Origin of the sequence: Pseudomonas mucidolens (assembly GCF_900106045.1) — a bacterium.
Classification (GTDB): Bacteria; Pseudomonadota; Gammaproteobacteria; order Pseudomonadales; family Pseudomonadaceae; genus Aquipseudomonas; species Aquipseudomonas mucidolens.
In genome coordinates, this window is the sequence record NZ_LT629802.1 from 4,042,091 (window position 1) to 4,065,439 (window position 23,349).

Genomic DNA, 23,349 nt, shown 5'->3' on the forward strand with positions numbered 1-23,349 from the left:
ACCTGTGTGCTCATGGAGCGGTTTCACCCTGAGCCGGATAGAAGCCTTTGGACAGCCTTGTCAGACTGGCCGGCAGCCGCGGACCAAGGCCACCGACCAACAACGTGGGATCCAACTCGAACACCCGCCCCTGCCGGGCCGCCGGCGTGGAGGCCAGCAGCGGATTTTCCTTGAACAGCGCCACGCGGGCCGCGTCGCCACTGAGGGCACGATCCGAGAACACCAGCACCTCGGGACTCAAGCCCGCCAGGGACTCGACGGAAAACGGCTTATAACCACTATGCTCCGCCAGATTGCGCCCGCCTGCCTGCTGCAACACCCAATCGGCCGCCGTGTCTTTACCGGCGATCAGCGGCTTGCCGCCAGCGTGCCCCAGCACCAGCAGCACGCCCGGCGCTTTTTGCGTGGCCTGGGCGTGCGCCACCCAGTCTTTCTGTTGCTCAAGTTGTTTTTCATAGCCGCTGAACAACGCCGACGCCTTGGCATCGCTGCCGAGTAACTTGCCCAAATGTTGCAGGTTGCGCTCAAGTGTCGGCAAATCAGGCTGGGCCGAGAACATCTCGACCGTCACGCCCGCCTTGCGGATCTGCGCCAGCACCGGCGGCGGGCCCATTTCTTCGGTGCCCACGAGGATTTGCGGGCGTAGGCTGAGAATACCTTCAGCCGACAACTGGCGTTGATAGCCAATGCTCGGCAACGCCTTGAGAGATTCTGGATGTTGACTGGTGGTGTCGACCCCCACCAGCCTTGACTCGCCCCCCAGTGCCGTGACCCACTCCGACAACGCACCGCCGGCGCTGACCCAGCGTTGCGGCAGTTCCGAAGCCTGCACTCCATGATTGACCAGCAATCCGACAACAAGCGCGACAGCGCTGGCACTCAGGCGCATAAAAGGGTTTCCTTGCAAAGGGTAGGCCCGCTGAAACAGTCAGTCATGTGACAGATCGCCATGATCTGGCATCGCATTGAACGTCAATCAGCTACGGGGCGGAGACGGCATTTGATAATTGTTTGCATTTGAACGTCAAGCGCCGGGCACACCAGCGAGCCCTGGAGAATCCTGCAACCCTTTATCCACGCCCTTCGAGGACCCACATGAAGTTTCTTTGTGCCTCCAATGCACTCGCCGAAGCCAGCAGCCGCGGCTTCAATATGGATGGCCGCAAGCTGTTCGCCGTGCGTCGGGACGGTGTCGCCTACGCCTACATCAACCGTTGCCCCCATCGAGGCGTCCCACTGGAGTGGCAGCCCGACCGGTTTCTCGACCAAAGCGCCAGCCTGATCCAGTGCGCCACCCACGGCGCACTGTTTCTTGTGGAAAGTGGCGAATGCGTGGCCGGCCCCTGCGCAGGCCAAAGCCTGACTGCCCTGGACTGTCGTGAGGACGAACAGGGTGTGTGGGTACAACTCTAGTCGCCGAGCAGCACGCCCAAGGGCCGGTCGATACACATTTCCTGCGCGGTGAGGCGTACGCCATAAGCCAGGATTTCCACCCCGGCGGCCTTGGCTTCACGCAACGCCGCCGCGTAACCCGCGTCTATTTCCTCGGCAGGACGCACCGCGTCGATACCGGACAGGTTGACACAATATAACTGCACCGCCCGCACACCCGAGCGTGCCAGATGCGCCAATTCCCGCAAGTGCTTGGCCCCACGCTGGGTCACCGCATCGGGAAACGCGGCGATGGACGTTCCGTCAAATCCCAGCGTGACACTCTTGACCTCGACATAGGCCGCGCCCGTGGGGTAATCCAGGCGAAAATCGATACGACTTTTCTCTTGCCCGTAGGCTACCTCGCGCTTCAAGCCGGTAAACCCGTTGAGCTCGTCAATGATTCCCGCACGCAGCGCCTCTTCGACCAACTGATTGGCGCGCGCGGTGTTGACGCAGGCCAGCCGTCCTTGCGGGGTTTGCGTAATCTCCCAGGTCCCGGGCAGCTTGCGCTTGGGGTCATTGGAGCGACTGAACCAGACGGGGCCGCCCTCAACCATGCAATTGAGCATTGATCCGGTGTTCGGGCAGTGAATGGTCAGGAACTCGCCACCAACGGTTTCGATATCCGCGAGAAAACGCTTGTAACGGCGAATCAACCGACCTTCTTCGAGGGGAGGATTAAAACGCATCAGCCTTGCCAGCTCTGCAGGCCACGGGCGATTCGCTCAACTGCTTCCTGTAGGCGATCAAGATTCTGTGTGTAGGCAAACCGCACGTGATGACCGGCCTGATGACGTCCGAAATCCAGGCCTGGAGTAAACGCCACATGCTCGGTCTCGAGAAAGTGCCGACAAAACGCAAAGGCGTCGCCACCGAATGCGCGGATATCCGCGTACAGGTAAAACGCACCTTCCGGCTCGACCGCAATCGTGAAACCCAACTCCCGCAATGCCGGCAGCAGGAAATCACGACGTCGGCCAAATTCGTCACGCCGCGCTTCAAGAATCTCCAGTGTTTGCGGGGTGAAACAGGATAACGCGGCATGCTGCGCCATGCTCGGCGCACTGATATACAGATTCTGCGCCAGCTTCTCCAAATCCCCGACCGCCGCCGGTGGTGCCACCAGCCAACCCAGGCGCCAGCCGGTCATCCCGAAGTACTTTGAAAAACTGTTTAACACAAAGGCTTCGTCATCGACTTCGAGCACACTGGAAGCATCGGTGCCATAGGTCAAACCATGATAAATCTCATCCACAACCAGATGACCGTTACGCGCCTTGATCGCGCCCGAGAGCCCGGCCAACTCGTCACGCGTGAGGATTGTCCCGGTCGGGTTGGCCGGGGAAGCCACCAGCGCACCAACACTGTCTTGATCCCAGTGGCGCGCCACCAGTTCGGCCGTCAATTGATAACGCACTTCGGGCCCCACCGGAACCAGTTGCGCGGCACCCTCCACCAGGCGCAGGAAATGCCGGTTACAGGGATAGCCCGGATCCGCTAGCAGCCAGTGTTTGCCCGGATCCACCAACAGACTGCTGGCCAGCAGCAATGCGCCCGAACCGCCCGGGGTGATTAAAATTCGTTCGGGATCGACATCCAGGCCATAACGCTGCTGGTAGAAACCACTGATGGCTTCACGCAGTTGCGGCAGGCCACGCGCGGCGGTGTAACGGGTCTTGCCATTCGCCAGGGCGGCCTGCCCTGCCTTGATGATGGGCTCAGCCGTGGTGAAGTCCGGCTCACCGATCTCCAGGTGAATCACATCATGACCGGCGGCCTGCAGCTCATTGGCACGCGCCAGCAACGCCATGACATGAAAAGGTTCGATAGCGCGACTGCGTGCGCTGTAGGGCTGAGCCATCTGCCTTCCTTAACGGTTAAATGCAAACCACGATTCTACCCAACCGGCGCCGTAAAACATGTCGTATTCCATCGCATCACGGCAGATGTTCCGGGCAGGGCCCGGCAAAGCGGCTAAAATTATCGTTCAAGGCCCTCTTGCCAAAGAGTTCGCAGCTTGCAACCCCGACGCGATGGCGCCTCGACAACCGGGAGTGGCGCGTCCTGAATCTATCTGGTAAGTTCGCCCGCTTGCAGCCGCAGGGCCGACAGGTGTCGGTGATGTTGCAATCCTGCGCAATGGATTAGAAGAGTGAGAGGCGGTCTATTCATGTCCACCCAAGCAAAGCAACAGCAGACTCAAGGCCTCGGCGGCTTCGAACCCTACGTGGAAAAGAAGGGCGAGGAGTACATGGGCGAGCCCATGCGCACGCACTTCACGCAAATCCTGAACAAGTGGAAACAGGATTTGATGCAGGAGGTCGACCGCACCGTTGACCACATGAAGGACGAAGCAGCCAACTTCCCGGACCCGGCGGACCGTGCCAGCCAGGAAGAAGAATTCGCCCTGGAACTGCGCGCCCGTGATCGCGAGCGCAAGCTGATCAAGAAGATCGACAAGACCCTGCAACTGATCAAAGACGAAGAATACGGCTGGTGCGAATCCTGCGGCGTCGAGATTGGTATTCGCCGCCTGGAAGCCCGTCCGACCGCAGACTTGTGCGTGGACTGCAAGACCTTGGCGGAAATCAAGGAAAAACAGGTCGGCAAGTAATTACCGCCGAGCTGACCGAATGGAGCGTGCGAACGCTCCATTTTTGTTTCTGGCGCTTGCGTCTTTTCCAGTAATATCCAGCCCATGACAGCCTCTTCTTACATCGGGCGTTTCGCCCCCACCCCCAGCGGCCATTTGCATTTTGGATCCCTGGTTGCCGCCCTCGCCTCTTACCTCGACGCTCGTGCCAACAAGGGCTTGTGGCTGATGCGCATGGAAGACCTCGACCCACCCCGAGAAGAACCAGGCGCCCAGGCGGCGATTCTCGATGCCCTGGAACGCTATGGCTTTGAGTGGGACGGCGAACTGGTCCGACAAAGCGAAAGACACGAGGCCTACGCCGAAGTTCTCAATCGCTTGTTCAACCAGGGCCTGGCCTACGCCTGTACCTGTTCGCGCAAGCAACTCGAGCCGTATCACGGCATTTACCCAGGTTTATGCCGCAACGCCGGCCACAACCAGGCAGATGCGGCCATCCGGCTGCGGGTACCGGAACTGGAATACCACTTTACCGACCGGGTTCAAGGTGCATTCCGACAACACCTGGGCCGAGAGGTCGGCGACTTCATCATCCAGCGCCGCGATGGACTTTATGCCTATCAGTTGGCCGTAGTCCTCGACGATGCCTGGCAAGGGGTAACCGATATCGTGCGCGGCGCCGACCTGCTCGACTCCACCCCACGCCAACTGTATCTGCAAGAACTGCTCGGTCTGCCCCAGCCCCGCTACCTCCACGTTCCGCTGATCACCCAGCCGGACGGCAACAAGTTGGGCAAGTCCTACCGCTCCCCGCCGCTGGACAGTGATCAAGCCACTGCGTTGCTGCTCAGAGCGTTGCGTGCCCTCGGGCAACATGCGGGAGATGAACTGCACCACGCCAGTCCACGGGAGCTGTTGGACTGGGGCATCCAGCACTGGGATGCCAGCCAAATCCCAGGTGTGCTGACCCTGGCCGAAGCGCAATTGCGCTGAAGACGCTTGCAGCCTGCCAGCCATCCGTTACCATCGCGTGGTAGCGCGAAGAACTGACAGACAACGCGCCTTATTCCGGAGTACACGCGTCAACATTTGACGCCCTTCGCGAGCAAGCTTGCTCCTACAAAAAACCACCGCACTGCCGTATTTTCAATCAGAGGCCAGTATGTATATCTATCGATTGGTCCTCCTGCTGGTCGTCGGGATCTATCTGTTTTCCCCCGCCATCATGGATTGGTGGATCGACGCCACGGGTGCCTGGTACCGCCCCTATCTGCTTTGGCTGATCCTGATCGTGGTGACCTTCATTCTGCAGAGCCAAAAAGATGCCGATGAGCTTTAGCCTGACCCAGATGCTGCTGATCAGCGCCGCCTACCTGGCCACGCTGTTCGCAGTCGCCTGGATCAGTGAGCGCGGAATGATTCCGCGGGCGATCATTCGCCATCCGCTGACCTACACCTTGTCGCTGGGTGTGTATGCCAGCGCCTGGGCGTTCTATGGCACGGTGGGCCTGGCCTACCAATATGGTTACGGCTTCCTTTCGAGTTACCTGGGCGTTTCCGGAGCCTTCCTGCTGGCGCCAGTGCTGCTGTACCCGATTCTGAAAATCACCCGCACCTACCAACTGTCGTCACTGGCGGACCTGTTTGCCTTTCGCTTTCGCAGCACCTGGGCTGGCGCACTGACAACTATTTTCATGCTGATCGGCGTACTGCCGTTACTCGCCTTGCAAATTCAGGCGGTGGCCGACTCCATCGGCATTCTCACCCAGGAGCCGGTGCAGCATCGGGTCGCCCTGAGCTTCTGCGCGCTGATTATCCTGTTCACGATCTTCTTCGGTTCGAGACATATCGCCACCCGCGAAAAACACGAAGGACTGGTGTTTGCGATTGCCTTTGAATCGGTGATCAAACTGATCGCCATCGGCGGTGTTGGCCTGTATGCGCTGTACGGTGTGTTCGACGGCCCGCATCAGCTGGAGTTATGGCTGCTGCAAAACCAGACGGCCCTCGCCGCCCTGCACACGCCGCTGCAAGAGGGCCCGTGGCGCACGCTGCTGCTGGTGTTCTTCGCCTCGGCCATCGTCATGCCGCACATGTACCACATGACCTTCACCGAAAACCTCAACCCGCGCTCGCTGGTCAGTGCCAGCTGGGGCCTGCCGCTGTTCCTGCTGTTGATGAGCCTGGCGGTGCCGCTGATCCTCTGGGCAGGCCTGAAGCTGGGCGCGACCACCAACCCGGAGTACTTCACCCTCGGCATCGGCATCGCCGCCAACAGCAAGGCCTTGGCGTTGCTCGCCTATGTCGGCGGTTTATCGGCAGCCAGCGGATTGATCATTGTCACCACCCTGGCCCTGTCGGGCATGGCGCTCAACCACCTGGTGCTGCCGCTGTACCAACCGCCGGCCGAGGGAAACATCTACCGCTGGCTGAAATGGACGCGTCGCGCGCTGATTGTGGCCATCATCATGGCCGGTTACGGTTTCTACCTGATGATGGCCGCCGAGCAAGACCTGGCAAACCTGGGCATCGTGGCCTTCGTTGCCACGCTGCAATTCTTGCCGGGTGTCTTGTCGGTCCTGTATTGGCCAACCGCCAATCGGCGCGGTTTCATTACCGGTTTGCTGGCGGGCATCCTGGTGTGGGTGGTGACCATGTTGTTACCGCTGATCGGTAATCTGCAGGGCTTCTACATTCCGCTGTTGAACATGATCTACGTGCTGGACGACACCAGTTGGCATATGGCGGCGATCGCCTCACTGGCGGCCAACGTGCTGATGTTCACCCTCACGTCGCTGTTCACCAATGCCAGCCCGGAAGAAATCAGCGCCGCCGAAGCCTGCGCGGTGGATAACGTGCGCCGTCCGCAACGACGTGAATTGCACGCCGCCTCGCCCCAGGAGTTCGCCACGCAGTTGGCCAAGCCCCTGGGCGCCAAGGCTGCGCAGAAGGAAGTGGAGCAGGCGCTGCGCGACTTGTACCTGCCTTTCGACGAGCGCCGTCCCTACGCCCTGCGCCGCCTGCGCGACCGCATCGAAGCCAACCTCTCGGGCCTGATGGGCCCCAGCGTGTCCCAGGACATGGTGGAAACCTTCCTGCCCTATAAGGCCGGTGGCGAAAACTATGTCACCGAAGACATCCACTTCATCGAGAGCCGGCTGGAGGACTACCATTCGCGCCTGACCGGCCTTGCCGCCGAACTCGACGCCCTGCGCCGCTACCACCGCCAAACGCTGCAGGAGTTGCCCATGGGCGTCTGCTCGCTGGCCAAGGATCAGGAAATCCTGATGTGGAACAAGGCCATGGAGGAACTCACCGGGATCGCCGCGCAGCGGGTGGTGGGTTCGCGCCTGAATACGATTGGCGAGCCTTGGAAAGAATTGCTCCAGGGGTTTATCGACCTGCCTGACGAGCACTTGCACAAACAACACCTGGCCCTGGACGGCCAGACCCGCTGGCTCAACCTGCACAAAGCCGCGATCGACGAGCCGTTGGCCCCAGGCAACAGCGGCCTGGTACTGCTGGTGGAGGACTTGACCGACACCCAGATGCTCGAAGACAAGTTGGTTCACTCCGAGCGCCTGGCCAGCATTGGCCGACTGGCGGCGGGCGTGGCCCATGAAATCGGCAATCCGATCACCGGTATCGCGTGCCTGGCGCAAAACCTGCGGGAAGAGCGTGAAGAAGACGCCGAAATCACTGAAATCAGCGGGCAGATCCTTGAGCAGACCAAGCGCGTGTCACGCATCGTGCAGTCGTTGATGAGTTTCGCCCACGCCGGCGGTCACCAAAATCTCGATGAAGCGGTGTGCCTCGCCGAAGTCGCCCAGGATGCCATTGGGCTGCTGGCCTTGAACCGACGGAATTTCGAAGTACAGTTCTTTAACTTGTGCGACCCGGAACACTGGGTCGACGGTGACTCTCAACGCTTGGCCCAAGTGTTGATCAACCTGCTGTCCAACGCCCGCGACGCGACCCCGGCCGGGGGCGCGGTACGTGTCAAGAGCGAGGCTTTCGAGCATACGGTCGACCTGATCATCGAGGACGAAGGCAGCGGTATTCCACAGAACATCATGGACCGATTGTTCGAACCCTTCTTCACCACCAAGGATCCAGGTGAAGGTACCGGTCTGGGCCTTGCTCTGGTCTATTCCATCGTTGAAGAGCATTATGGACAAATCACCATCGACAGCCCGGCTGACACCGAAAGCCAACGCGGCACCCGTATTCGGGTGACCTTGCCGCGTCATGTCGAAGCGACGTCCGCTGTGAACTGAGACCGTCGAGAGAATTGAATCAATGCCGCACATTTTGATCGTCGAAGACGAAACCATTATCCGCTCTGCCTTGCGTCGCCTACTTGAACGTAATCAGTACCAGGTCAGCGAAGCCGGCTCGGTGCAGGAAGCCCAGGAGCGTTTCAGCATTCCCACGTTCGACCTGATCGTCAGTGACCTGCGCCTGCCCGGCGCGCCTGGCACCGAGCTGATCAAGCTCGGCCAGGGCACTCCGGTGCTGATCATGACCAGTTACGCCAGCCTGCGCTCGGCAGTGGACTCGATGAAGATGGGCGCGGTGGACTACATCGCCAAGCCTTTCGATCACGATGAAATGCTCCAGGCCGTGGCGCGGATCCTGCGCGACCGACAGACGGCCAACAACGCACCGGCTGAACGTCCCGCCAGCAAGACCGTCAACGGTGCTGACAAGCCGGGAGCCGATAACGCTAACGGCGAGATTGGCATCATTGGTTCCTGCCCGCCGATGCAAGACCTGTACAGCAAGATCCGCAAAGTGGCGCCCACTGACTCAAATGTACTGATCCAGGGCGAGTCAGGTACCGGCAAGGAACTGGTGGCCCGCGCCCTGCATAACTTGTCCAAACGCGCCAAGGCACCGATGATCTCGGTGAACTGTGCGGCGATCCCTGAATCCTTGATCGAGTCCGAACTGTTCGGTCACGAAAAAGGCGCCTTTACCGGTGCCAGCGCCGGCCGTGCGGGCCTGGTGGAAGCGGCAGACGGCGGAACCCTGTTCCTCGACGAAATCGGCGAGCTGCCTCTGGAAGCCCAGGCACGTCTGCTGCGGGTGCTACAGGAAGGTGAAATCCGCCGCGTCGGGTCGGTCCAATCGCAAAAGGTTGACGTACGCCTGATCGCGGCCACTCACCGGGACCTGAAAAGCCTGGCAAAAGTCGGCCAGTTCCGTGAAGACCTTTACTACCGACTGCATGTCATCGCTCTCAAACTGCCGGCTTTGCGCGAGCGCGGGGCCGACGTCAACGAAATTGCCAATGCGTTCCTGGTACGCCAGAGCGCACGCGTCAACCGCACCGACCTGAAGTTCGCCGCAGACGCCGAACAGGCCATTCGGCATTACGCCTGGCCAGGCAACGTGCGAGAGCTGGAAAACGCCGTGGAGCGGGCAGTGATTCTGTCGGAGAACCCGGAAATCTCTGCTGAGCTGCTCGGAATCGATATCGAACTGAGCGACCTGGATGATGACGACTTCATCGGCCTGGCACCGCAGCAGGGCGGCACTAACACCAGTCATGAACCCACGGAGGATTTGTCACTGGAAGACTACTTCCAGCACTTCGTTCTGGAACATCAGGACCACATGACCGAAACAGAGCTGGCCCGCAAACTGGGCGTGAGCCGCAAGTGCCTGTGGGAGCGCCGCCAACGCCTGGGGATTCCACGTCGCAAGACCGGGGTTGCCAGCGAAAGCTGAGGCCACTTCACACGGGGTAACACCTCAAACGTGAAAAAACTGTTACCTCAGATATTCGCGTAACAAAAAGCCGGGGCTTACGGTAACGAAGCCCCGGCTTTTTTTGTCCAACAAAAGCCAGAAAACCCGCCGAACCCTTTGTTTTGCTGGGGATTACAAAAGTTGGCACGCACCCTGCTATATGTTTGGTACAAGAACAATAACAAGCACCGTACAAAGACAATAAAAATAAGACGAATCGACTCACGCACAATAAAAACAACACGGCGGAGGCGCAGCTAACTGATTCTTTTGGAGAGGCGTTGCATTTGGGGCTTGCCCCGCAACCAGGCCGAGAACAACAAAAAACTGCCCTAAGGCAGAGCCTGAACTGGTTGGATCATTGATCATAGCAACACAGCGACCAAAGCAATCCGTTTGCTCTTGACTCCCGATTGGGAGTGTCATGAAGGTGAAATCTCATGGCGAGGGCGATCAACAAAAACAAGAAGCCCGCAACCAATAATAAAAATAGAGCACGCAACTACTTTCTGGGGGAGCTTCGGCTCCCCTTGTAGTTTCTGAAATTTAGCTTTCGGGATCTGTCCTCCCCTTCTCATTTGAGCTTACGGCTCAACGTTTGCAGCTAGTTCCTACACCATCCCCTGACTAAATGCTAGAATCCCGGCCCATCATGCGGTCATTCTTCGTTTTGGCCGAACATTCCTTCAAACAGTGCATCCCATGCTGAAGAAGTTGTTCCAGTCATTCCGTTCCCCCTTGCGTCGTACGCAACACAAACGCAGCACGCCTGAAGTGCTCAATAGCAGCCAGCATTCGCTGCAACGCGCCCAATTCAGCCGTTATGCGGTGAACATCGTCGAACGATTGCAGAACGCTGGCTATCAGGCCTATCTGGTAGGCGGTTGTGTGCGGGACATGTTGCTTAACATCACGCCCAAGGATTTCGACGTCGCCACCAGCGCCACGCCAGAGCAAGTGCGCGCCGAGTTTCGCAACGCGCGGATCATTGGCCGGCGCTTTAAACTGGTGCATATCCACTTTGGTCGCGAGATCATCGAGGTCGCAACTTTCCGCGCCAACCATCCGCAAAACGATGAAGATGAGGACAGTAACCAGTCTTCCCGCAACGAAAGCGGGCGAATTCTGCGGGACAACGTCTACGGCACCCTGGAAGACGATGCGCAACGTCGTGACTTCACCATCAATGCCCTTTATTACGATCCGGTCAGCGAACGCATCCTCGATTACGCCAACGGCGTACACGACATTCGGAATAACCTCATGCGCCTAATCGGCGATCCGACGCAGCGCTACCAGGAAGACCCGGTACGGATGCTGCGGGCCGTCAGATTCGCCGCCAAACTGAACTTCGGTATCGAGAAACACACCGCCGCGCCTATTCGTGACCTGGCGCCGATGCTGCGGGAAATCCCCTCGGCGCGCCTGTTCGAAGAAGTGCTCAAGTTGTTTCTTTCGGGCTATGCCGCTGACACCTTCGAAATGCTGGTGGACCTGCAATTGTTCGACCCATTGTTCCCGGCCAGCGCCGAAGCCCTGGAGCGCAACCCGACCTACACCCACACGCTGATCAGTGAGGCGTTGATCAACACCGACTTGCGGATCAAACAGAACAAACCTGTGACCCCGGCGTTTCTGTTTGCGGCCTTGCTATGGCCCGCGCTGCCAGCGCGAGTCCTGCGCTTGCAGAACCGTGGCATGCCGCCAATTCCTGCCATGCAGGAAGCCGCTCACGAATTGATCGCCGAACAGTGCCACCGCATCGCAATTCCCAAGCGTTTCACCCTGCCGATCCGCGAAATCTGGGACATGCAGGAACGCCTGCCACGGCGCAGCGGCAAACGCGCCGACCTGCTGCTGGACAATCCGCGCTTCCGTGCCGGCTACGACTTCCTGCTGCTGCGTGAAAGCGCCGGCGAGCAGACCGACGGCCTCGGCGAATGGTGGACCGATTATCAGGACGCCAACGACAGCGAGCGCCGCGAGATGATTCGTGAGCTGAGCGGCAAGGGTGATGGCAGCGGCGATGCACCGAAAAAGCGTCGCCGCAGCAGTGGCAGCAAACGCAAGCGCAGCGCCGCCGACACCCCGGGCGCAGTAGGCGAGTAAGCGCCGTGGAGCGTATCTACATCGGCATGGGCAGCAACCTCGCCGCTCCGGACCAACAATTGCGCAACGCCATCGAGGCGTTGGCGCAATTGCCGGATAGCGCCTTCGTCGGCGTGTCCGCCTTCTATCAAAGTGACTCCCTGCTCCCAGGCCAACCGCGCTACACCAATGCGGTCGCGGCGCTGGACAGCGCCCTTGCGCCACTGGCATTGCTTGATGCGCTGCAGTCCATCGAGAACGATCAGGGCCGCGAACGCCTTGAACGCTGGGGCCCACGCACTCTCGACCTGGATATCCTGCTGTTCGGCGACCGACTGATCAATGAGCCGCGCCTCAAGGTGCCGCATTACCAAATGCATCTAAGGGCATTCGTGCTGTACCCGCTGGCGGAACTGGCGCCGGCCGACCTGCAACTGCCCAACGGGACAACACTCGGCGACTTGCTGGCGGCCTGTCCGTTTGTCGGCTTGGAACGCTTACCACTGTAGGAGCGAGCTTGCTCGCGAAGGTCGTCAACGATGACATGGGAAACCTGACAACCCAAGGCGTCCTCAGGTTTTTCGCGAGCAAGCTCGCTCCTACGATTGTATCCGTAACAGCGGTAACATCGCGCTCGTAACAATGCGGTAACACATGCAATTGACTTCCAGAGTTCTCCTCACGACTATAGGCGTCCCGCTGCCGCCAACCCGGCGCTAAAGGGCGCAATCCAGGCCTTATAAGCACTGCTCTGAAGAAAGTGCGCCTGTATAAACGAAGACTCACGCGCGTTACTCGCTGTTTCCAAGCGCCTGAACGAGGACCCTTTTCATGCCAGACATTACCCTGACCACCTTGCAGAACCTCAAACTCAACGGTGAAAAAATCACCATGCTGACCTGCTACGACGCCACCTTTGCCCAGGCGTGCTGCCAGGCCGGAGTCGAGGTGTTACTGGTGGGCGATTCACTGGGCATGGTTCTACAAGGGAATGACAGCACACTGCCGGTCACCACTGCGGAAATCGCCTATCACGTGGCCAGTGTCAAACGCGGCAACGATGGCGCCCTGATCATTGCCGACCTGCCCTTCATGGCTTATGCGACCCTTGAGCAGACACTGCACAACAGTGCGCAACTGATGCAGGCTGGCGCGCACATGGTCAAGCTGGAAGGGTCCGCCTGGTTGTCGGAATCGATTCGTCTGCTGGCTGAGCGTGGCGTCCCCGTGTGCGCGCACATGGGCCTGACGCCCCAGTCAGTGAATATCCTCGGCGGGTACAAAGTTCAGGGTCGGAACGAAGCCCAGGCGCGGCAGATGCGCGCCGATGCCATTGCCCTGGAGCAGGCCGGCGCCGCCATGATCGTGCTGGAGTGCGTGCCAAGCGAACTGGCCGAAGAAATCACTCAAGCGGTGAAAATCCCTGTCATCGGCATCGGCGCGGGGGTTGCCACCGACGGCCAGGTCCTGGTCCTGCACGACATGCTCGGCCTGGCCCTCACCGGTCGCGCGCCGAAATTCGTGAAGAACTTCATGGTTGGCCAGGACAGTATTCAAGCGGCCCTGAGCGCCTACGTGAGCGAAGTCAAGGCGCTCACTTTCCCTGGCACCGAACACGGATTCTCCGCATGAACACCGTCAAGACCCTGCGCGAACTGCGAGCGGCCGTCACCCACGCGCGCAGTGCCGGCAAACGCATCGGCTTCGTACCCACGATGGGTAACCTGCACCACGGTCACGCGACACTCGTGAGCAAGGCCGCCGAACAAGCAGACTTCGTGGTGGCGAGTATTTTCGTCAACCCGCTGCAATTCGGCGTCGGCGAAGATCTGGACAAATACCCACGCACGCTCGCAGCCGATCAGGAAAAGCTCCTGCAGGCCGGCTGTCACTTGCTGTTCGCCCCGACTGTCGATGAAATGTATCCCGACGGCATGAGTGTCCAGACTCGCGTCAGTGTGCCGCAGCTTTCCGAAGGTCTGTGCGGCGCCAGCCGTCCCGGTCACTTCGAAGGCGTGGCGACAGTGGTCAGCAAGCTGTTCAATATGGTGCAACCCGATCTGGCGGTATTTGGCCAAAAGGATTACCAGCAACTGGCGGTCATTCGCGCCATGGTCCGCGACCTGAACATGCCGATACAGATCATCGGCGAGCCCACGGTCCGTGCCGAAGACGGTCTCGCCCTGTCGTCGCGCAATGGTTACCTCACCGAAGAACAGCGGGCCATTGCACCGGTGCTGTTCCGCAGCCTGCGCCACATGGCCAGCGCCATTCAAAACGGTGATCGGGACTTTGCCAGGCTGCGCACCGAGCAAATCCAGCAGATCGAGGCCGCCGGCCTGCGCCTGGACTACCTGGAAGTTCGCCAGGGCCTGCACCTGCGCCCGGCAACCGCCGAGGATCGGGATGTGGTCATCCTGGTGGCCGCCTACCTGGGCGCGACCCGCTTGATCGACAACCTGCACCTGAATCTGCCCGCCTAAATAGCCCTTGCGTGGCCCAACCTGATGGGCCGGTATAAAAAAGTACCGGCCGCAGCGCAGACAAAGCCAAGACATATCGACACGCTAGGTTTAATGTAATCGCCCGGCGCTATTTGTAGCGTTGACGCAGTTGGTCGGAACCCGCCCTTTTATAACATCAACTATAAAAGCTGGACGTTCCGGGCTTTCAAGTGTCTTAAAGGCAGTCCCAGCAATAACAAGGAAACCCGCAGCGATGGCGTACTACCGCACCCCTCACGACGTTACCGCTCTGCCCGCCTGGCAAGCGCTCAATCAACATCGCCAAGCCATGCAGGACTTCAGCATGCGCGAAGCCTTCAATGCCGATCCCCAGCGCTTTAACCAGTTCACCTTGAGCAGCTGCGGACTTTTCCTCGATTACTCAAAAAACCTCATCACCCGTGAAACCCGCGACCTGCTGGTGGGCCTGGCCAACGAAGTCGACCTGCAAGGTGCGATCAAGGCATTGTTCGACGGCGAGCCGGTCAACTCCTCCGAAGGTCGCCCAGCGCTGCATACCGCATTGCGTCGGCCTGTGGGTGACAAACTGTCGATCAATGGCACGAATATCATGCCGGACGTGCACAAGGTGCTGAACCAGATCACCGATCTGGTGGGCCGCATCCACGACGGTCTGTGGCGCGGCTATACCGAAAAGCCGATCACCGACGTGGTCAACATCGGTATCGGTGGCTCGTTCCTCGGTCCCCAGCTGGTGTCCGAGGCGCTGTTGTCCTACGCCCACAAAGGTGTGCGCTGCCACTACCTGGCGAACATCGACGGCAGCGAGTTCCACGAGCTGACCATGAAGCTGCGCGCCGAGACCACGTTGTTTATCGTCTCGTCGAAATCCTTCAATACCCTGGAAACCCTGAAAAACGCCCAGGCCGCACGCGCCTGGTATCTGGCCCAGGGTGGCTCGGAAGCTGAGCTGTATCGCCACTTCATCGCCGTATCCAGCAACAACGCCGCGGCCGTGGCCTTCGGTATCCGTGAAGAAAACATCTTTCCGATGTGGGATTGGGTGGGCGGTCGCTACTCGCTGTGGTCGGCCATCGGCTTGCCTATCGCCCTGGCCATCGGCATGTCCAACTTCAAGGAGTTGCTGTCCGGCGCCTACACCATGGACCAGCATTTCCGGAGCGCGCCGTTCGAGCAGAACATGCCGGTGCTACTGGCGCTGCTTGGCGTGTGGTACGGCAACTTCTGGGGCGCGCAAAGCCACGCAATCCTGCCGTATGACCACTATCTGCGGAACATCACCAAACACCTGCAACAACTGGACATGGAATCCAACGGCAAAAGCGTGCGCCAGGACGGCACGCCGGTCGCCACCGATACCGGCCCGGTGATCTGGGGTGGCGTGGGCTGCAACGGTCAACATGCTTACCACCAGTTGCTGCACCAGGGCACCCAACTGATCCCGGCCGACTTCATTGTGCCGATCGTCAGTTTCAACCCGGTTTCCGACCACCACCAATGGCTGTATGCCAACTGCCTGTCGCAAAGCCAGGCGCTGATGCTCGGCAAGACCCGCAGCGAAGCCGAAGCCGAGTTGCGTGACAAGGGCCTGGACGAAGACGAGGTGCAGAAGCTGGCCCCGCACAAGGTGATTCCCGGCAACCGCCCGAGCAACACGCTGGTGGTGGAACGCATCAGTCCGCGCCGCCTGGGCGCGCTAGTGGCGATGTATGAACATAAAGTGTTCGTGCAAAGCGTCATCTGGGGCATCAACGCCTTCGATCAATGGGGCGTCGAGCTGGGCAAGGAGCTGGGCAAAGGCGTCTATAATCGCCTGACCGGCAACGAGGAAACGTCTGCCGAGGACGCGTCGACCCAGGGTTTGATCAACTACTTCCGCGGTCGCCACCGCGGCTGATACGCGGTCACCAGGGCCAACGTCCGTTTGGACGTTGGCCTTGAACCTACCCGCCACAGGGTGCATCTTTATCTCTTGTCGCACATAACAAGAATAAGGATCCCTCATGTTCGATATCAGCACTTTCCCCAAGGCCGACGCCGTCCGCCGGGCTGCGCAACTCAGTCAAGAGGATTATCAGCGCCTCTATCGTCAGTCCATCGAGCAACCGGAGACGTTCTGGGCCGAACAGGCCAGGGAATTTCTCGACTGGATCACGCCCTGGAACCGCGTCCGGCACTCGGACATCAAGACCGGTGAGGCCCAATGGTTTGCCGGCGGCCAACTGAACGTCAGTTACAACTGCATCGATCGCCACCTGCCCCAGCGCGCCGAACAACCGGCGTTTATCTGGGAAGGCGATGATCCGACGAAAGCGTCCAGCATCACCTACCACCAACTTCATCAAAACGTCTGCCGCCTGGCCAATGTGCTGAAAAGTCGCGGCGTGAAGAAAGGTGATCGCGTCTGCATCTACATGCCGATGATCCCCGAGGCTGCCTATGCGATGCTGGCCTGCACCCGCATCGGCGCCGTGCATTCAGTCGTGTTCGGTGGTTTCTCGCCGGACGCCCTGCGTGACCGAATTCTCGATGCCGACTGCCGTACCCTGATCACCGCCGACGAAGGCGTGCGCGGTGGCAAACTCGTGGCGCTGAAACAGAATGTCGACAAGGCCCTGGCCAGTTGTCCGAATGTCAGCTCGGTGCTGGTGGTAGAGCGTACCGGCGTGGCAATCGACTGGGTTGAAGGCCGCGACCTGAAATATCAACAGGCCGTGGACAGTGCCAGCGAAGATTGCACTCCCGAGCCAATGGACGCCGAAGACCCGCTGTTTATCCTCTACACCTCCGGCAGCACCGGCAAACCCAAAGGTGTGCTGCACACCACCGGCGGCTACCTGCTGCAAGCGGCGATGACCTTCAAATACGTGCTCGATTACCGCGACGGCGAGGTGTTCTGGTGTACCGCTGACGTCGGCTGGGTCACCGGGCACAGTTACATCGTCTACGGGCCGCTGGCCAATGGCGCGACCTCGCTGATGTTCGAAGGCGTCCCGAGCTACCCGGACAGCTCGCGCTTCTGGCAAGTGATCGACAAACATCAGGTGAATATTTTCTATACCGCGCCCACCGCACTGCGCGCCTTGATGCGCGAAGGTCATGGCCCTCTGGAAAATACCTCACGCGCCAGTTTGCGCTTGCTGGGCAGCGTCGGCGAACCGATCAACCCCGAAGCCTGGGACTGGTACTTCAACGCCGTCGGCGAGCAGCGCTGCCCGATTGTCGACACCTGGTGGCAGACTGAAACCGGCGGCATCATGCTCAGTCCGCTGGTCAGCGCACAAACCATCAAGCCCGGTTGCGCGACCCGGCCCATGTTTGGTGTAGAGCCCGTCCTGCTGGATGAACAGGGCAAGGAAATCAGCGGCGCGGGAAGCGGCGTGCTTGCCATAAAATCCACTTGGCCGGGGCAGATCCGGAGTGTCTACGGCGACCCGCAGCGCATGCTCGACACCTACTTCAAACCCTATCCCGGTTATTACTTCACCGGCGATGGCGCACGGCGCGACGCGGACGGTGACTATTGGATCACCGGGCGGATCGACGATGTCATCAACGTCTCCGGGCACCGCATCGGCACCGCCGAGGTGGAAAGCGCGCTGGTGCTCCACGACCAAGTGGCCGAAGCAGCAGTGGTGGGCTATCCCCATGATCTCAAGGGCCAAGGCATTTATGCCTTCGTCACGCCGATGAACGGCGTCGAGCCCAGCGACGCGTTGAAAAAACACTTGCTGGATCTGGTCAGCAAAGAGATCGGCAGCTTCGCCAAGCCTGAGTTGATCCAATGGGCGCCAGCCTTGCCCAAAACCCGATCAGGCAAGATCATGCGACGTATCCTGCGCAAAATCGCCTGCAATGAGCTGGACAGCCTGGGGGACACTTCTACCTTGGCTGACCCCAGCGTGGTCGACGGCTTGATCGACAAGCGCCTGAACCGATAGGAACCCCTGAACCGCCATGGAATTTCTGCGTAGCCGCATCGAATCCCAGTTGATGAGCCTGACCGGCCTGTCCCTGGGCAACCTGGACCTGGAACACCCCAAGGGCGATCCCGGACTGTTCGGACCGGATTCGGTAAGCTGGAAAGTCCATGGCGACTTCAGCAGCATGTTGATCGGCGGCATCAGTGCCTTGATGCTGCAAGCGCTACATCCTCTGGCCCTGGCCGGTGTGTGGGACCACTCGAACTTTCGCCAGGATATGCTCGGCCGTTTACGGCGTACTTCGCAGTTTATCTCCGGCACTACATTCGGCTCACGCCGCGACGCCGATTGGCTGATTGAAAAAGTGCGCACCATCCACCTGCAAGTGGTCGGCCATGCACCTGACGGCCGTCCCTATGCGGCCAGCGATCCTGAATTGCTGACCTGGGTTCATGTTGCCGAGGTCAGTAGCTTCCTCGCCGCACACCTGCGCTACCGAAACCCCGATTTATCGCCCCGGGATCAGGATCGGTACTACAGCGAGATTGCCCTGGTTGCCGAACGACTGGGGGCGCGCCATGTGCCGCGTTCACGCCAGGACGTGGCTGATTACCTGCAACGTATCCGCCCGCAATTGCTGTGTGACGCGCGCAGCCATGAAGTACTGCGCCTGCTGCTGGATGCGCCGGCCCCAAGCACGCTGGCCAAGCCTTTCGGCTCGCTGATGATGCGCGCCGGCATCGACCTGTTGCCGGATTGGGCCGCCAGCATGCTTGGACAACAACTAAACCCGCTGCAACGCCAGCTGATCCGCGCCGGTGTCAGGCGTAGCGCGCCGTTGTTGCGCTGGGCGATGCGCAATGGTTCGGCACAAAGAGCTCATCGACGGATGGGGTTACTGTAGGGGTAAGGGGGAGGCCTACAGAAAACCTCATAGCTGTTAAACTCCTGCGCCCCAATCAACCAGCAAGGCGCGCTCCATGTCTTCCCTGAATCAGGCGCTGCGCGCCGCTCTCGATCATCGCCAAGACCTGCTCGCCGAGCTGCATGCCCAAGGCAGCGATTGCTATCGGTTGTTCCATGGTAGCCAGGAAGGCGCAGGTGGCCTGACCATCGACCGCTATGGTCCGCAATTGCTGGTGCAGAGTTTTCACCAGTCCCTGGAACGCGACGTCCTGCTGCAACTGCACCAGCAGGTCAACCAGCACATGGGCCTTGAGCTGCTGCTGGTCTACAACGATCGCTCCCGTGGCAACTCGCGCATCGACCGTGAAGACATGGTCTACCACGCCGAACCCGCAGCCCTGGAAGACCTGGTCGGCCATGAGTGGGGCTTGAACTATCGCGTACGCGGTCGCCATGCCGGACAAGACCCGTTGCTGTTTCTAGACCTGCGTAACACGCGCGGCTGGGTCAAGGAACACAGTGCCGGCAAACGTGTGCTGAACCTGTTCGCTTACACCTGTGGCGTGGGCCTGAGCGCAGCAGCCGGTGGCGCCCGCGAAGTGTGTAACCTGGACTTTGCCGAGGGCAATCTGGCGGTCGGTCGCGAAAACGGCCTGTTGAACCCACAACTGCCGGAAATGCAGTTTGTGCAATCCGACTATTTCCCCGCCATCCGCCAATTGGCAGGCTTGCCGATTACCCAGCGGCGCGGTCAAAAACTGCCCAGCTACCCACGCCTGGAGCAACGCCGATACGACCTTGTGCTGCTCGACCCTCCAGCCTGGGCCAAAAGCGCCTTTGGTACCGTCGACCTGCTGCGCGACTACCAGAGTTTGCTCAAGCCTGCGTTGCTGGCGACGGCCGATAACGGCGCGCTGATCTGTTGCAACAACCTGGCAAAAGTCAGCATGAATGACTGGCGTGAGCAAGTACTGCGCTGCGCCGAAAAAGCCGGAAGGCCGGTGCGCGACTGGGCAATCATGACGCCAGGCGCAGACTTTCCCTCCCAGGATCAGCAGCCCCCGTTGAAGACCCTGATTCTGCAGCTGTAGGACCTGTCCTAAAAAGACCCGGTTACTGTAATAAAGGTGCGGTTCTTCGGAACCGTAAACCCGTGCCATACTCCAAGGCACTCTTTGATCGACATAGATGGCGTCACTCATGCCCAAAGGATTGATTCGCGCCACAGGCGCCTTGCTGACCGCCCTTGCACTCTACAGCTTGCTGGGCTTCCTGATTCTTCCCGGTATAGCCCTTCGCGTGGCCAATCAACAGTTAGCCAACTACGCCACGGTACCGGCCCGCCTCGAACGCATCGAGCTCAACCCCTTCAGCCTTGAACTGACCCTTTGGGGCCTGAATATCGGCGAGCCGGGCAAGGAGCAGGTAGGTTTTGAACGCCTCTATGCCAATCTGCAGCTCGACAGTCTCTGGACCCGGGTCCTGCACGTTGCCGACGTGCAGTTGGACAAACCAAAGACCGAAGTGCTGTTCGACAAATCCGGCACGCTCAACCTGACGCAACTGTTCAAACTGCCCGCCAGCGAGCCCACCCCGGATGATCCCGAGAGCAAACCGTTCCCGCTGCGCATCGAGCGTATCAAGCTGGCCGCCGGGTACGTCCGGTTTGAAGACTTGCGCCCCAGCGAGCCCATTGAATTTCTCTACGACACACTCGACTTCGAGCTGAAAAACCTCAGTACCCTGCCCGAAGACAACGCCGACATGACCCTTGTGGCAGCCGGCCCCCAAGGCGGCCAGATCGACTGGACCGGCAATTTCAGCCTGGTGCCCATCGCGTCCGAGGGTAAACTGAAGGTGACCGATGGCCAGATGAAAGCCTGGTGGCCTTATGTGCGCGACGCTCTGCCACTGGTGCTGGAAAACGGTGTATTGAATTTCAGCACCGACTACACGCTGAACCTGTCCAAAGAAACCGAACTGAATCTGACCAACACCACCGCGAGCATCGCCCCTTTCGCCATCAAGGCGCCGGATGGCAGGCCGCTGGCGCGCCTGGAGCGCCTGGATGTCAGCGAAACCTCAATCGACCTGGCCAAGCAGCAGGTGATTGTCGGCAAGATCCGCAGCAACAAACTCGAAACCTGGGCCGCGCGCGAAGCCGACGGCCGGCTGGATTGGCAGAGGCTGTTCGCCAGTCAACCGAGCAAACCGGCCGCGACCTCGGAACCCGCGAGTGCTCCCGCCACCGCCGACTCGCCGGCAGCGGAACCCGCCGCCCCGAGCAAACCTTGGCAAGTACTGCTCAAGGATGTCCAACTGCGCAACTACCAAGTGCATCTGGCAGACCGTCAGGTCAAACCTGAGGTGGCGCTGGACCTGGGCCCACTGAATGTCGACGTACAGAACTTCGACAGCCTCAACCAGAGCCCTTTCACGCTCAAGATCGATACCGGACTGGGTAAACAGGGCAAGCTCCAGGCGAGCGGCCAGGTTAATCTGAATCCGATCAGCGCCAAGCTCAAAGTCGACACCAAGGATATCGACCTGCGGGTCGCCCAGGCCTATATCAGCCCCTTCATTCGCCTGGAGCTGCGAAGCGGCATGCTGGGCAGCAACCTGGATGTGAACCTCAAGGGCACCGAGCCCCTGGCACTGCAGATCACCGGCCGCGCACAGGTGGATCAGTTACACACTCTGGATACCCTCAAGACCCGTGATTTCTTGAAATGGCAGCGCCTGGTGGTTGAAGGCCTGAACTATCAGCACGGTGACAGCTTGTCGATCGACAAGGTGAGCCTGCTGCAACCCTACGCGCGCTTCATGATCAACGATGATCGCAGCACTAACGTCGATGACCTGTTGATTCCCCAACCGGCCGACAGTGGCGCCAAGTCCACCTCCAAATCCACTGCAAGCAACGAGAAGCCCCTGGGCATTCATATCGGCCAGATTGCGATCAATGACGGCTCGGCTAACTTTGCCGACTTCAGCCTGACTCCCAACTTCGCCACGGCCATCCAGCAACTCAACGGTAAGATCGGGACCATCGACAGCCGTCAGGCCAAACCTGCGAGCGTCGACATCAAGGGCAAGGTTGACCGCTATGCGCCCGTGACGATCAAAGGCAGCGTGAACCCGTTTGACCCGATGGCGGCGCTGGATATCGCCACCAGCTTCAAACGCGTCGAACTGACGACATTGACGCCGTACTCGGGCAAGTTCGCCGGGTTCCGTATCCGCAAGGGCCGGCTCAATCTTGACCTGCACTACGTCATCACCAAAGGCCAGTTGAAGGCCGAGAACAAGGTGGTGGTGGAACAACTGCAATTGGGCGAGAAGGTCGACAGCGCGGATGCCGTGGATCTGCCGATTCGCCTGGCGATTGCCTTGCTCAAGGACACCGATGGCAAGATATCCATCGAGCTGCCAGTGACGGGCGACTTGAACAACCCGCAATTCAGCGTGATGCCGATCGTCTGGCAAACCTTGCGTAACCTGGTAGTACGCGCAGCCACGGCGCCGTTCAAGTTTATCGGCGGGCTGGTGACCGGTGGCGGCGCGGAAGACCTCGGCAACGTCTCGTTCGCCGCAGGCTCCAGCGAGCTGAGCAAGGACGCCGAGTCCGCACTGGTTAGCCTTTCCAAGGCGCTCAAGGAACGCCCTGCCCTGCGCCTGGAAATCGAAGGCACCGCAGCCGCCAGCAGCGACGGTCCTTTGCTGGCCGCGCAGCGCCTGGAGCGCGAATACCAGTACAACTACTACAAGATCCTCCAGCGTCGGGGCGACAAGGTTCCCGCCCAGGCATCGTTGCTGGAAGTACCGGAGAGCGAGAAAGCGCCGCTGCTCGAGGGCATCTACCGGACCCGCCTGAAACTACAGCCGCCGGCCGAATGGAAAGACCTCAGCCGCGATGAGCGCACGGCGAAGCTGCGTGACGGCGTGATCAAGTTCTGGAGTGGCAGTGAAGTGCTGTTACGCCAACTGGGCCAGGATCGGGCCAGCACCATCAAGGACTACTTGGTGGACAAAGGGCAACTGGAAGACGACAGGGTGTACTTTATTGATGCGAGCCTGGGGCAAGCCGAGAAGGATGGCCGGGTGATCACGCCGATGCACCTGGATGCCGAATAACCGATCGCTCAACCTATAAATTATTCCCTTC

At 59.9% G+C, this 23,349-nt stretch carries 18 protein-coding genes and 1 pseudogene; 16 read left to right on the forward strand and 3 right to left on the reverse strand.

Annotated features, from left to right (window positions below):
* Positions 1–10 precede the first annotated feature (10 nt).
* Positions 11–889 (reverse strand): heme/hemin ABC transporter substrate-binding protein, encoded by an 879-nt coding sequence (locus tag BLU75_RS18740; RefSeq protein ID WP_084379103.1) that lies wholly within the window; start codon positions 887–889, stop codon positions 11–13.
* Positions 890–1,095: 206 nt separating this feature from the next.
* On the opposite strand from BLU75_RS18740, the gene BLU75_RS18745 reads away from it, so the two are divergent.
* Positions 1,096–1,413 carry a Rieske (2Fe-2S) protein gene (locus BLU75_RS18745; RefSeq protein WP_084379102.1) on the forward strand — a complete coding sequence of 106 codons (318 nt, stop codon included), beginning with the start codon at positions 1,096–1,098 and terminating at the stop codon, positions 1,411–1,413.
* Here the strand turns inward: BLU75_RS18745 and sfsA are convergent.
* Positions 1,410–2,123, reverse strand: a complete 714-nt coding sequence (sfsA, locus tag BLU75_RS18750; RefSeq protein ID WP_084379101.1) for a DNA/RNA nuclease SfsA — start codon at positions 2,121–2,123, stop codon at positions 1,410–1,412. The two genes, BLU75_RS18745 and sfsA, sit on opposite strands and share 4 nt — an antisense overlap.
* Positions 2,123–3,295, reverse strand: coding sequence for a pyridoxal phosphate-dependent aminotransferase (locus tag BLU75_RS18755; protein WP_084379100.1), 1,173 nt, complete (start codon positions 3,293–3,295; stop codon positions 2,123–2,125). The genes sfsA and BLU75_RS18755 overlap by 1 nt, the downstream gene beginning before the upstream one ends.
* 309 nt (positions 3,296–3,604) lie before the next feature.
* Between BLU75_RS18755 and dksA the strand changes: the two genes are divergently transcribed.
* The 15 genes and pseudogenes from dksA to BLU75_RS18825 all read left to right on the forward strand — a co-directional run bounded on the left by dksA (position 3,605) and on the right by BLU75_RS18825 (position 23,318).
* Positions 3,605–4,048 carry an RNA polymerase-binding protein DksA gene (gene dksA, locus BLU75_RS18760; RefSeq protein WP_084379099.1) on the forward strand — a complete coding sequence of 148 codons (444 nt, stop codon included), beginning with the start codon at positions 3,605–3,607 and terminating at the stop codon, positions 4,046–4,048.
* Between the two features lie 84 nt (positions 4,049–4,132).
* Positions 4,133–5,020: a tRNA glutamyl-Q(34) synthetase GluQRS gene (gluQRS, locus tag BLU75_RS18765; RefSeq protein WP_084379098.1), complete on the forward strand. Its 888-nt coding sequence runs from the start codon at positions 4,133–4,135 to the stop codon at positions 5,018–5,020.
* Positions 5,021–5,189: 169 nt separating this feature from the next.
* Positions 5,190–5,366, forward strand: coding sequence for a hypothetical protein (locus BLU75_RS18770; protein ID WP_003176118.1), 177 nt, complete (start codon positions 5,190–5,192; stop codon positions 5,364–5,366).
* Positions 5,350–8,304 carry a sensor histidine kinase gene (locus tag BLU75_RS18775; protein WP_165447498.1) on the forward strand — a complete coding sequence of 985 codons (2,955 nt, stop codon included), beginning with the start codon at positions 5,350–5,352 and terminating at the stop codon, positions 8,302–8,304. Before BLU75_RS18770 ends, BLU75_RS18775 begins: the two co-directional genes overlap by 17 nt.
* 22 nt (positions 8,305–8,326) lie before the next feature.
* Positions 8,327–9,760: a sigma-54-dependent transcriptional regulator gene (locus tag BLU75_RS18780; protein WP_084379096.1), complete on the forward strand. Its 1,434-nt coding sequence runs from the start codon at positions 8,327–8,329 to the stop codon at positions 9,758–9,760.
* Between the two features lie 723 nt (positions 9,761–10,483).
* Positions 10,484–11,890 (forward strand): polynucleotide adenylyltransferase PcnB, encoded by a 1,407-nt coding sequence (locus BLU75_RS18785; protein WP_084379095.1) that lies wholly within the window; start codon positions 10,484–10,486, stop codon positions 11,888–11,890.
* A 5-nt stretch (positions 11,891–11,895) separates the two neighbouring features.
* Complete coding sequence (gene folK / locus BLU75_RS18790) at positions 11,896–12,378, forward strand: 2-amino-4-hydroxy-6-hydroxymethyldihydropteridine diphosphokinase (RefSeq protein WP_084379094.1); 483 nt, start codon at positions 11,896–11,898, stop codon at positions 12,376–12,378.
* A gap of 8 nt (positions 12,379–12,386) precedes the next feature.
* Positions 12,387–12,485, forward strand: a pseudogene (locus BLU75_RS27940) (outer membrane lipoprotein carrier protein LolA); the annotation flags it as partial.
* Positions 12,486–12,700: 215 nt separating this feature from the next.
* On the forward strand, positions 12,701–13,501 hold the full coding sequence (gene panB / locus BLU75_RS18795) for a 3-methyl-2-oxobutanoate hydroxymethyltransferase (RefSeq protein WP_084379093.1): 801 nt from the start codon (positions 12,701–12,703) through the stop codon (positions 13,499–13,501).
* On the forward strand, positions 13,498–14,352 hold the full coding sequence (gene panC / locus BLU75_RS18800) for a pantoate--beta-alanine ligase (RefSeq protein ID WP_084379092.1): 855 nt from the start codon (positions 13,498–13,500) through the stop codon (positions 14,350–14,352). Before panB ends, panC begins: the two co-directional genes overlap by 4 nt.
* A gap of 235 nt (positions 14,353–14,587) precedes the next feature.
* Positions 14,588–16,252: a glucose-6-phosphate isomerase gene (pgi, locus tag BLU75_RS18805; RefSeq protein ID WP_084379091.1), complete on the forward strand. Its 1,665-nt coding sequence runs from the start codon at positions 14,588–14,590 to the stop codon at positions 16,250–16,252.
* Between the two features lie 106 nt (positions 16,253–16,358).
* On the forward strand, positions 16,359–18,296 hold the full coding sequence (acs, locus tag BLU75_RS18810) for an acetate--CoA ligase (protein WP_084379090.1): 1,938 nt from the start codon (positions 16,359–16,361) through the stop codon (positions 18,294–18,296).
* A 16-nt stretch (positions 18,297–18,312) separates the two neighbouring features.
* Entirely contained in the window at positions 18,313–19,182 is an 870-nt protein-coding gene (locus tag BLU75_RS18815) for an oxygenase MpaB family protein (protein ID WP_084379089.1), read from the forward strand.
* A 76-nt stretch (positions 19,183–19,258) separates the two neighbouring features.
* Complete coding sequence (locus tag BLU75_RS18820; protein WP_084379088.1) at positions 19,259–20,275, forward strand: class I SAM-dependent rRNA methyltransferase; 1,017 nt, start codon at positions 19,259–19,261, stop codon at positions 20,273–20,275.
* A gap of 109 nt (positions 20,276–20,384) precedes the next feature.
* Positions 20,385–23,318 carry a DUF748 domain-containing protein gene (locus BLU75_RS18825; RefSeq protein ID WP_084379087.1) on the forward strand — a complete coding sequence of 978 codons (2,934 nt, stop codon included), beginning with the start codon at positions 20,385–20,387 and terminating at the stop codon, positions 23,316–23,318.
* Positions 23,319–23,349: the final 31 nt, after the last annotated feature.

Bases quoted from the DNA above. Each gene is read 5' to 3' on its own strand.
- BLU75_RS18740 (WP_084379103.1), bottom strand. From the start codon at position 889: ATGCGCCTGAGTGCCAGCGCTGTCGCGCTTGTTGTCGGATTGCTGGTC.
- BLU75_RS18770 (WP_003176118.1), top strand. From the start codon at position 5,190: ATGTATATCTATCGATTGGTCCTCCTGCTGGTCGTCGGGATCTATCTG.
- dksA (WP_084379099.1), top strand. From the start codon at position 3,605: ATGTCCACCCAAGCAAAGCAACAGCAGACTCAAGGCCTCGGCGGCTTC.
- BLU75_RS18775 (WP_165447498.1), top strand. From the start codon at position 5,350: ATGCCGATGAGCTTTAGCCTGACCCAGATGCTGCTGATCAGCGCCGCC.
- BLU75_RS18780 (WP_084379096.1), top strand. From the start codon at position 8,327: ATGCCGCACATTTTGATCGTCGAAGACGAAACCATTATCCGCTCTGCC.
- BLU75_RS18820 (WP_084379088.1), top strand. From the start codon at position 19,259: ATGTCTTCCCTGAATCAGGCGCTGCGCGCCGCTCTCGATCATCGCCAA.
- BLU75_RS18745 (WP_084379102.1), top strand. From the start codon at position 1,096: ATGAAGTTTCTTTGTGCCTCCAATGCACTCGCCGAAGCCAGCAGCCGC.
- panC (WP_084379092.1), top strand. From the start codon at position 13,498: ATGAACACCGTCAAGACCCTGCGCGAACTGCGAGCGGCCGTCACCCAC.
- sfsA (WP_084379101.1), bottom strand. From the start codon at position 2,123: ATGCGTTTTAATCCTCCCCTCGAAGAAGGTCGGTTGATTCGCCGTTAC.
- gluQRS (WP_084379098.1), top strand. From the start codon at position 4,133: ATGACAGCCTCTTCTTACATCGGGCGTTTCGCCCCCACCCCCAGCGGC.
- BLU75_RS18755 (WP_084379100.1), bottom strand. From the start codon at position 3,295: ATGGCTCAGCCCTACAGCGCACGCAGTCGCGCTATCGAACCTTTTCAT.
- acs (WP_084379090.1), top strand. From the start codon at position 16,359: ATGTTCGATATCAGCACTTTCCCCAAGGCCGACGCCGTCCGCCGGGCT.
- BLU75_RS18785 (WP_084379095.1), top strand. From the start codon at position 10,484: ATGCTGAAGAAGTTGTTCCAGTCATTCCGTTCCCCCTTGCGTCGTACG.
- BLU75_RS18825 (WP_084379087.1), top strand. From the start codon at position 20,385: ATGCCCAAAGGATTGATTCGCGCCACAGGCGCCTTGCTGACCGCCCTT.
- panB (WP_084379093.1), top strand. From the start codon at position 12,701: ATGCCAGACATTACCCTGACCACCTTGCAGAACCTCAAACTCAACGGT.
- pgi (WP_084379091.1), top strand. From the start codon at position 14,588: ATGGCGTACTACCGCACCCCTCACGACGTTACCGCTCTGCCCGCCTGG.
- BLU75_RS18815 (WP_084379089.1), top strand. From the start codon at position 18,313: ATGGAATTTCTGCGTAGCCGCATCGAATCCCAGTTGATGAGCCTGACC.